Genomic DNA, 6,950 nt, shown 5'->3' with positions numbered 1-6,950 from the left:
GCCTTCGGCCGAGCCACCCTCCCCATCAAGGGGAGGGATGGAGTGTGTGGCGGCTCCTCGTGCTCCTGGGTAGGGGCCGTTCAATCCAGCCAACCAAGTCTAAGAGGAAGAGGAATCCAATAATGAGCTTTACCCTGATCCAACAGGCGACCCCGCGTCTCCACCGTTCAGAGCTTGCCGTGCCGGGGTCCAACCCGTCGCTGTTCGAGAAGGCGGCGAAGGGCCAAGCCGACATCATCTTCCTCGACCTGGAAGATGCCGTTGCCCCCGACGACAAGGAGCAGGCGCGCAAGAACATCATCGCCGGCCTCAACGATGTCGATTGGGGCGCAAAGACCATGATGATCCGCATCAACGGCCTCGACACCCACTACGCCTATCGCGACGTGGTGGATGTGGTGGAGAACTGCCCGCGCCTCGACATGATCCTGATCCCCAAGACCGGCGTGCCGCAGGACGTCTATGCCATCGACATGCTGGTCACCCAGATCGAGCAATTTAAGAAGCGCGAGAAGAGGATCGGCTTCGAGGTGCTGATCGAGACGGCGCTCGGCATGGCCAATGTCGAAGCGATCGCGCAGGCCTCGAAGCGCCTCGAGGCGATGAGCTTCGGCGTCGCCGACTATGCGGCGTCGACCCGCGCCCGCACCGTCGGCATCGGCGGCCCGCACCCGGATTACGGCGTGCTCACCGACAAGGATGCCGACGGCAACCGCGCCTATCACTGGGGCGATCCTTGGCATTTTGCCCTGTCGCGCATGATGGTCGCCTGCCGCGCCTACGGGCTTCGCCCGATCGACGGGCCGTTCGGCGATTTCTCCGATCCCGACGGCTACATGGCGGCGGCGAAGCGTGCGGCCGTGCTCGGCTTCGAGGGCAAATGGGCGATCCATCCGAGCCAGGTCGAGCTTGCCAACACGGTGTTCACCCCGTCCGAGGCCGAGGTGACCAAGGCCAAGCGCATCGTCGAGGCGATGAAGCAGGCGGCGAAGGAGGGCAAGGGCGCGGTGTCGCTGGACGGCCGCCTGATCGACCTCGCCTCGATCCGCCAGGCCGAGTCTCTGCTCAACAAGGCCAAAACCGCCGGGATGTAACCCGCGCTCAAGCAACGAAGCGGTAGCGCAAACGAAATTGCCCCACCCCAGCGTCGCGCGTCCCGCGCGCCGCCGGACCTCCCCGCAAGGGGGAGGTATGGAGTTCGTGGTGTGCTCTCAGGCTTGTCTGAGCGCCGCAACGGACTCCCCGCTCTCCCCTTGTGGGAGAGCACGACTGCGCGTTTCGCGCAGTCGGTGAGGGGTCAGCGGCTGTTGCCGCGTCAGACAAAAGAATCAGGAAAGCCGCGATTTTTGGTCACCCCTCACCCTTCCCGCCATGCGACTTGCGGGGTGCGCCGCTCAAGAGCATCGCCGCAAGATCGCGGCTGGAAGCCCTCTCCCACAAGGGGCGAGGGGCATATCCTTTGCTGAATACGGTCGAAGTGTAGCAGCCATGGAGGAAGCCATGTTACGTCGTCTCGCATTCGCCGCCGCATGTGTCGCGTTTCTAGTTCTCTCCGCTGCGCCGTCAGTGGCGGAACCTCAATTCGCCACGCCAGAGGAAGCCAAGGCCTTGCTCGAGAAAGCAGTTGCGGCGGTCAAGGACGACAAGGCGAAGGCGCTCGAGATGTTCCAAACGGGCGAGGGCGGATTCAAGGTCAAGGACCTCTATGTCTGGTGCGCCAACGCCTCGGACGGCATCCTGACGGCGCATCCCACCAACAAGGGCAAGGACTTGCGGGACATCAAAGGCAAGCAGGGCGCTCCGTTCGGCGAAGTGATCATGCAGAATGCCGTCGAAGGAACGATCAAGGAGACGACCTATTGGTGGCCGCGCCCAGGCTCAGACGAGGCCTTCGAGAAGAAAGCCCTCTACACCAAGGCCGGCGATCAGGTTTGCGGCGTCGGCTACTATGAGGAATGAGCGCCGCGGGTCTCAGAAATCCCGCCGCGAGGCTTACACAAGACTTGCTTGACCGGGACCTGTTTTTTTAGTCATTCATCAAGGCATTAGCGGATAGAGGCGCGCGATGCTGCAATGGTTTCAGCGATTGATGCCGCGCCAGGACGCCTTTTTCCCCGCCTTCGAGCGACACGCCGCCGTGATGGTCAAAACGGCGGTGGCCTTGCGCGAAATGATCGGCGGCGGCGGCCAGCTCAACCCCCGCTTCCAAGAGATCCTCGATCTTGAGCACGAAGCAGACGGCATTGCCCGGGAAGTGCTTCTGGGCTTGCGCACGATGTTCATCACGCCGTTCGACCGGGCGGACATCCAGAGTCTGATCACCTCGATGGACGATTCCGTCGATCAATGCAAAGCGACGGCGAAGGCCATCATGCTGTTCGAGATAACGAATTTCGAACCGGACATGCGGAAAATGGCGGACGCGGTCGTCGACTGTTCGGAACTCGCGCAGCGCGCGGTCGCATTGCTGTCCGACGTTGCGAAGAACGCTGCGGCCCTCAACGAGATCTGCCTGCAGATCACGCACATCGAAGGGAACGCCGACGATACCTACGACCGTGGGCTGGAACTGCTCTACCAAAGGGTCAAAGGCGGGGATGCGCTCGAGTTCATCCGCGGCAGCGAGATATACAAGCATTTGGAGGATACGGTGGACAGCCTTGATGACGTCGCCGACGAGATTCAAGGCATCGTTATCGAGCACGTCTGAACGCGACGGGGGGCCCTTCCGCGATGCCAGATTCGCTCATGCTGCTTGCCGCCCTAATCGCGGTTGCCCTCATCTTCGACTTTCTCAACGGCCTGCATGATGCCGCCAATTCGATCGCGACGGTGGTCTCGACGCGCGTGCTTTCGCCCAATATCGCAGTGGTCTGGGCTGCGTTCTTCAATTTTATCGCCTTCTTGTTCTTTGGCTTGCATGTGGCACAGACCGTCGGCACCGGGATCATCTCTCCGGACATCGTCGATGGGCAGGTCATCTTCGGGGCGCTGATGGGCGCCATCGCGTGGAACCTGCTGACCTGGTGGGGGGCTATCCCCTCGTCGAGCTCGCATGCCCTGATCGGCGGACTCATCGGCGCCGGCGCAGCGAAAGCCGGCTTCAGCGCGGTCGTGTGGTGGGGCACGCTGAAGACGATGGCGGCCATAGTTTGGTCGCCGCTGCTTGGCTTCGCTCTGGCGCTCCTCTTGTGGCTGGTCGTGGCGTGGCTATTGATGCGGAGCACGCCCTATGCCGTGGACCGGAAGTTTCGCGTGCTCCAGCTCGGGTCCGCCGCTCTCTATTCCATCGGCCATGGCGCCAACGATGCGCAGAAGACCATGGGGATCATTGCCAGCCTCCTGTTCGCGAAAGGAATGCTCGGCTCAGAGTTTTACGTTCCGTTCTGGGTGGTGCTTTCCTGCCAGGTGGCGATGGCACTCGGCACGCTCGTAGGCGGCTGGCGCATCGTCAAGACCATGGGATCGAGGATCACGCGGCTGAAGCCGGTGCAGGGGTTCTGCGCCGAGACGGCGGGGGCGATGACCCTTTATTTAGCGACGTCGTTCGGAGTTCCGGTGTCAACGACGCATACGATCACCGGCGCCATCATGGGGGTCGGGGCTGCTCGCAGGGTCTCAGCGGTTCGTTGGGGTATTGCCGGAAGTATCATCATCGCCTGGGTAATCACGCTACCGGCTGCGGCTGCGATCGGCGCTTTGTTTTACAAGTGCGTGACCCTTTTTGCTGCGGCCTCCTAACGCCCTTTAGAGGCCGCTTACTCGTCACCCTCGTCATATCTCGGCGGGGCTTTTTCACGATCTTCGCTCCAGCCGGAAGAACCCGTGGCATTCCCACGCGGGCGAGAAGTGTAGCGCGTGCGCCGGGACCTAGGTCCACCACCAAACAGCATCCAAAGGACGAACGGGAATGCGACGACGCACATTCCCACAACCAAGATTAAAAGGACGCCCAATACCGTATTGAACATGTCGGCTTCAGCGAATCTCAGGAGCCCAAACCTCACCAGGTCCTCGTGCCCCTAAATCGGATGTGTCTGATTAGCAAGCCTTCAACGTCTGCTGGTGCAAAGCGGACGTTAGCGGACGCACTTATCCCCGCCCTCGGCGCCTGCCTTACACTCCACTCACCTCGTCCACTAAAGGGCGCGCTCATGAGGCGTCGTGAGGCGGGACGAGGTGCGGTGTCCCGCGGGTCAGGCTTCGCAAGCCTGGCGCTCGGGCGGCGCCGGGGCTCCGCCCGGGTCCACTATGAGGCCCTGCCAGGAGCTGGCTGACGACTTGATCTATGCGCTACCGGGCTTCGCCCTACTTGAGCGCGGGATTTTGCGCTACCGGGCTTCGCCCTGCTTGAGCGCGAGATTGTTGCGCTGACGGCCTCTGGCCACCTTGAGCGCGACGTGACTGAGACCGGAACGAAGGCGACCTGTTCGCCGAGTTTCGAGCGAAGTCCCAAGCGAAAGCGCGGCCCGGCCGTCCGCTAATCACCGCCTGTGGCGCGCCGAGAGGCGCCCGCCGTGGTCCGCAAGGATCGCGGAGCCATAGGTTTGCGCTTTTCGGCGCGCCACCCCCTTCGAGGGGAAGGAGTCCTCATCCTGAGGAGGGCCGAAGGCCCGTCGCGAAGGATGAGGAAACAGCAAACCCCGGATGCTGCAAACGCATCGCGGCAACGATGGAGCACGCCTTGATGGTCGGGACGGAGCAGCAGACTCCATACCTCCCCCTCGTGGGGAGGTCCGACGACGCCTGCCGGCGGCGTCGGGGTGGGGGGAGTTGCGTTGCGCGGGCGCTTTGCTGTTTGAGCGCGATGCCCCCACCCCAGCGTCGCGCTTTGCGCTCAAGCAGCAAAAGCGGTAGCGCGTCGAAAAAGCGCGCCGCCGAACCTCCCCGCGAGGGGGAGGTATGCAGCGAGAGTCGAGGCAATGAAACGATGGAGCACGCCTGCATGGCCGAGACGGCGCAACACACTCCCCGCTCTCCCCTTGTGGGAGAGCAAGCGCTCGCATCGCGAGCGCGGTGAGGTGTCAGCGGCTTTGCCGCGTCGAAAAACGACTCGCCGGCTGATGGGCTTCGGCCATGCCCCCACCCCAGCGTCGCGCGTTCCGCGCGCCGCCGGACCTCCCCGCGAGGGGGAGGTATGAAATGACGTCGAGGAGTACGCGAATGACCGACACGATGACCGAGACCAACACCGCCGCAAGCGATGCGGCGCTGCCGCGCCGGCGCGAGGTCGAAGGCTTGCGCCGGGCAAGCGATCTGCTCTGCCTGTGGCGCGTGTGCGGCAACGCCGCCTGCCGCCGCGCGCGATCCTGCCGCGGGCGGGCGCAGCTTTGCGCCAGGCGCAATACGAGCGCGGTGCCGAGCCCCGCACGCGATTTCTTCGTCACCTTTCTCGCTGCGCAATATGCCGGCCTTCCGTTCGAGGATTTCCGCGCCGACATGGAGGGAAGGGAGGAGACGGCGGCCTTCTTCGCCTGGCGCAACGCCTGCGGGGCAAGCCGGCGATGATGCGCGATGCTGCAATGCTTGCTCCCGCTCCCCCCTTGAGGGGGAGCACGACTGCGCGAACCGCGCAGTCGGAGGGGGGTGAGCGGCGGACACGCGTGGCGTGGGAGCCGCGTCAAAGAAAGGATTTACCCCTCACCCTTCCCGCCATGCGACTTGCGCGCAAGCTTAATGCGCTACCGCTTCGCTACTTTAGCGCAACGCGCAAGATCGCGGCGGGGAAGCCCTCCCCCTCAAGGGGGGAGGGGAAATGACTCCGTTGCCCTTCCGCGGGCGCGCATCAGCCGCCATAACGCTCGGTGCGGATCATGGAGGGGGTGACGCCGGCTTCGATCGCGCCTTGCGCCGCTGCCTCGACGAACGGATTTCCCCCGCAGACGAAAACTTGGCGCGGCGGCGCGGGAAGTCTGTTCACAAGCTCGGCGACCATGGCGGCATCGACCCTGCGGCCGAAATCCTGCTCGCGCCGCGTCTGGTCGCGGGTGAGCGCGAGCGCCAGCTGAAAGCCGTTGTTCTTGGCGTCGAGCGCCAGCAGCTCGTCGCGGAAGATCACGTCCTCCCAGGTGCGCGAGGAGAACAGCAAGAGCGCCGGCACGCGCGAGCCGGCCGCAGCGCGGTGGCGCAGCATCGACATCAGCGGCACGACGCCCGAGCCGCCGCCGAGCAGGAGCAGCGGACCGCCGTCTTCGACCTCCCACACGAAATGCCCGCCGATCGGCCCGCGCAATTCGATGGCATCGCCGACCTCGGCCACGTCATGGAAGAAGGGCGAGACCTCGCCGTCGTCGAGCCGCTCGATGGCGAGCTCGATGTTCGCGGTGTCCTCTGGCGCCGAGGCGATGGAATAGCTGCGCTCTGCCTGATAGCTGTCTGGCGCGGTGAGCCGCACGTCGACATGCTGCCCGGCACGGAAGGGAAATGGCGCCGACGGCGCGAGCAGGAAGCTCTTCACCCGCGGCGTATCGGACATGATCGCGGCGATCTTCGCCTCCTGCCAGCGGAGCTTCGGCTCTTGCGGCTGCAAGGCGCCAGCCTCAGTCACCGGTGAAGCGCTGCTCGCGCCAGGGATCGCCATAAATGTGATAGCCGCGGAGCTCCCAGAAGCCGGCCTCGTCCGCTTGCGTGAATTGCAAGCCGCTCACCCATTTCGCCGACTTCCAGAAATAGAGATGCGGCACCAAGAGCCTTGCCGGCCCGCCATGATCGGGCGGCAGGGGCTTGCCCTCATAGCGGAGCGCGATCATCGCCTGGCCTCCGGTGAGATCGGCGACCGGCACGTTGGTGGAATAGCCGTCGAAGGAGTGGGCGAGGATGTACTCGGTCGGCGGCTCGCCGATGCCTGCGGCCTTGAACACATCGTCGACCAGCACGCCGTCCCAAAGCGTGTCGAGCTTCGACCATTTGGTGACGCAGTGGATGTCACGGAGCTGGTGGGCCTTGGGCAG

At 64.2% G+C, this 6,950-nt stretch carries 7 protein-coding genes; 5 read left to right on the top strand and 2 right to left on the bottom strand.

Features of this window, described 5'->3' with window-relative positions; translation table 11 throughout:
• The first annotated feature begins 122 nt into the window (after window positions 1-122).
• The 5 genes from ACREC7_RS14905 (at window position 123) to ACREC7_RS14885 (ending at window position 5,508) form a co-directional block, all read left to right on the top strand.
• The gene (locus ACREC7_RS14905; protein ID WP_431556478.1) at window positions 123-1,094 is read left to right on the top strand and encodes an HpcH/HpaI aldolase/citrate lyase family protein; all 972 of its coding nucleotides are present in this window, start codon (window positions 123-125) and stop codon (window positions 1,092-1,094) included.
• A 406-nt stretch (window positions 1,095-1,500) separates the two neighbouring features.
• Complete coding sequence (locus ACREC7_RS14900; protein ID WP_431556477.1) at window positions 1,501-1,959, top strand: cache domain-containing protein; 459 nt, start codon at window positions 1,501-1,503, stop codon at window positions 1,957-1,959.
• A gap of 106 nt (window positions 1,960-2,065) precedes the next feature.
• Window positions 2,066-2,710 carry a DUF47 domain-containing protein gene (locus ACREC7_RS14895; RefSeq protein WP_431556476.1) on the top strand — a complete coding sequence of 215 codons (645 nt, stop codon included), beginning with the start codon at window positions 2,066-2,068 and terminating at the stop codon, window positions 2,708-2,710.
• 23 nt (window positions 2,711-2,733) lie between these two features.
• Entirely contained in the window at window positions 2,734-3,741 is a 1,008-nt protein-coding gene (locus ACREC7_RS14890; RefSeq protein WP_431556475.1) for an inorganic phosphate transporter, read from the top strand.
• A gap of 1,422 nt (window positions 3,742-5,163) precedes the next feature.
• Window positions 5,164-5,508, top strand: a complete 345-nt coding sequence (locus tag ACREC7_RS14885; protein WP_431556474.1) for a hypothetical protein — start codon at window positions 5,164-5,166, stop codon at window positions 5,506-5,508.
• 277 nt (window positions 5,509-5,785) lie between these two features.
• Here ACREC7_RS14885 and ACREC7_RS14880 read toward each other — a convergent pair whose 3' ends face one another.
• Both ACREC7_RS14880 and ACREC7_RS14875 read right to left on the bottom strand, forming a co-directional pair.
• Entirely contained in the window at window positions 5,786-6,475 is a 690-nt protein-coding gene (locus ACREC7_RS14880) for an FAD-binding oxidoreductase (protein ID WP_431556479.1), read from the bottom strand.
• A gap of 64 nt (window positions 6,476-6,539) precedes the next feature.
• Window positions 6,540-6,950 (bottom strand): molybdopterin-dependent oxidoreductase (locus ACREC7_RS14875; protein WP_431556473.1); only part of this gene is annotated, 411 nt, incomplete at its 5' end.

This window comes from Methyloceanibacter sp. (assembly GCF_050728395.1).
GTDB lineage: Bacteria > Pseudomonadota > Alphaproteobacteria > Rhizobiales > Methyloligellaceae > Methyloceanibacter.
Note: the sequence above shows the minus strand (reverse complement) of the source record. Positions and strands in the feature narration are given on the sequence as shown.

Excerpts from the sequence above, each read along its gene's own strand:
- ACREC7_RS14880 (WP_431556479.1), bottom strand. The coding sequence starts at position 6,475 with ATGTCCGATACGCCGCGGGTGAAGAGCTTCCTGCTCGCGCCGTCGGCG.
- ACREC7_RS14900 (WP_431556477.1), top strand. The coding sequence starts at position 1,501 with ATGTTACGTCGTCTCGCATTCGCCGCCGCATGTGTCGCGTTTCTAGTT.
- ACREC7_RS14905 (WP_431556478.1), top strand. The coding sequence starts at position 123 with ATGAGCTTTACCCTGATCCAACAGGCGACCCCGCGTCTCCACCGTTCA.
- ACREC7_RS14895 (WP_431556476.1), top strand. The coding sequence starts at position 2,066 with ATGCTGCAATGGTTTCAGCGATTGATGCCGCGCCAGGACGCCTTTTTC.
- ACREC7_RS14890 (WP_431556475.1), top strand. The coding sequence starts at position 2,734 with ATGCCAGATTCGCTCATGCTGCTTGCCGCCCTAATCGCGGTTGCCCTC.
- ACREC7_RS14885 (WP_431556474.1), top strand. The coding sequence starts at position 5,164 with ATGACCGACACGATGACCGAGACCAACACCGCCGCAAGCGATGCGGCG.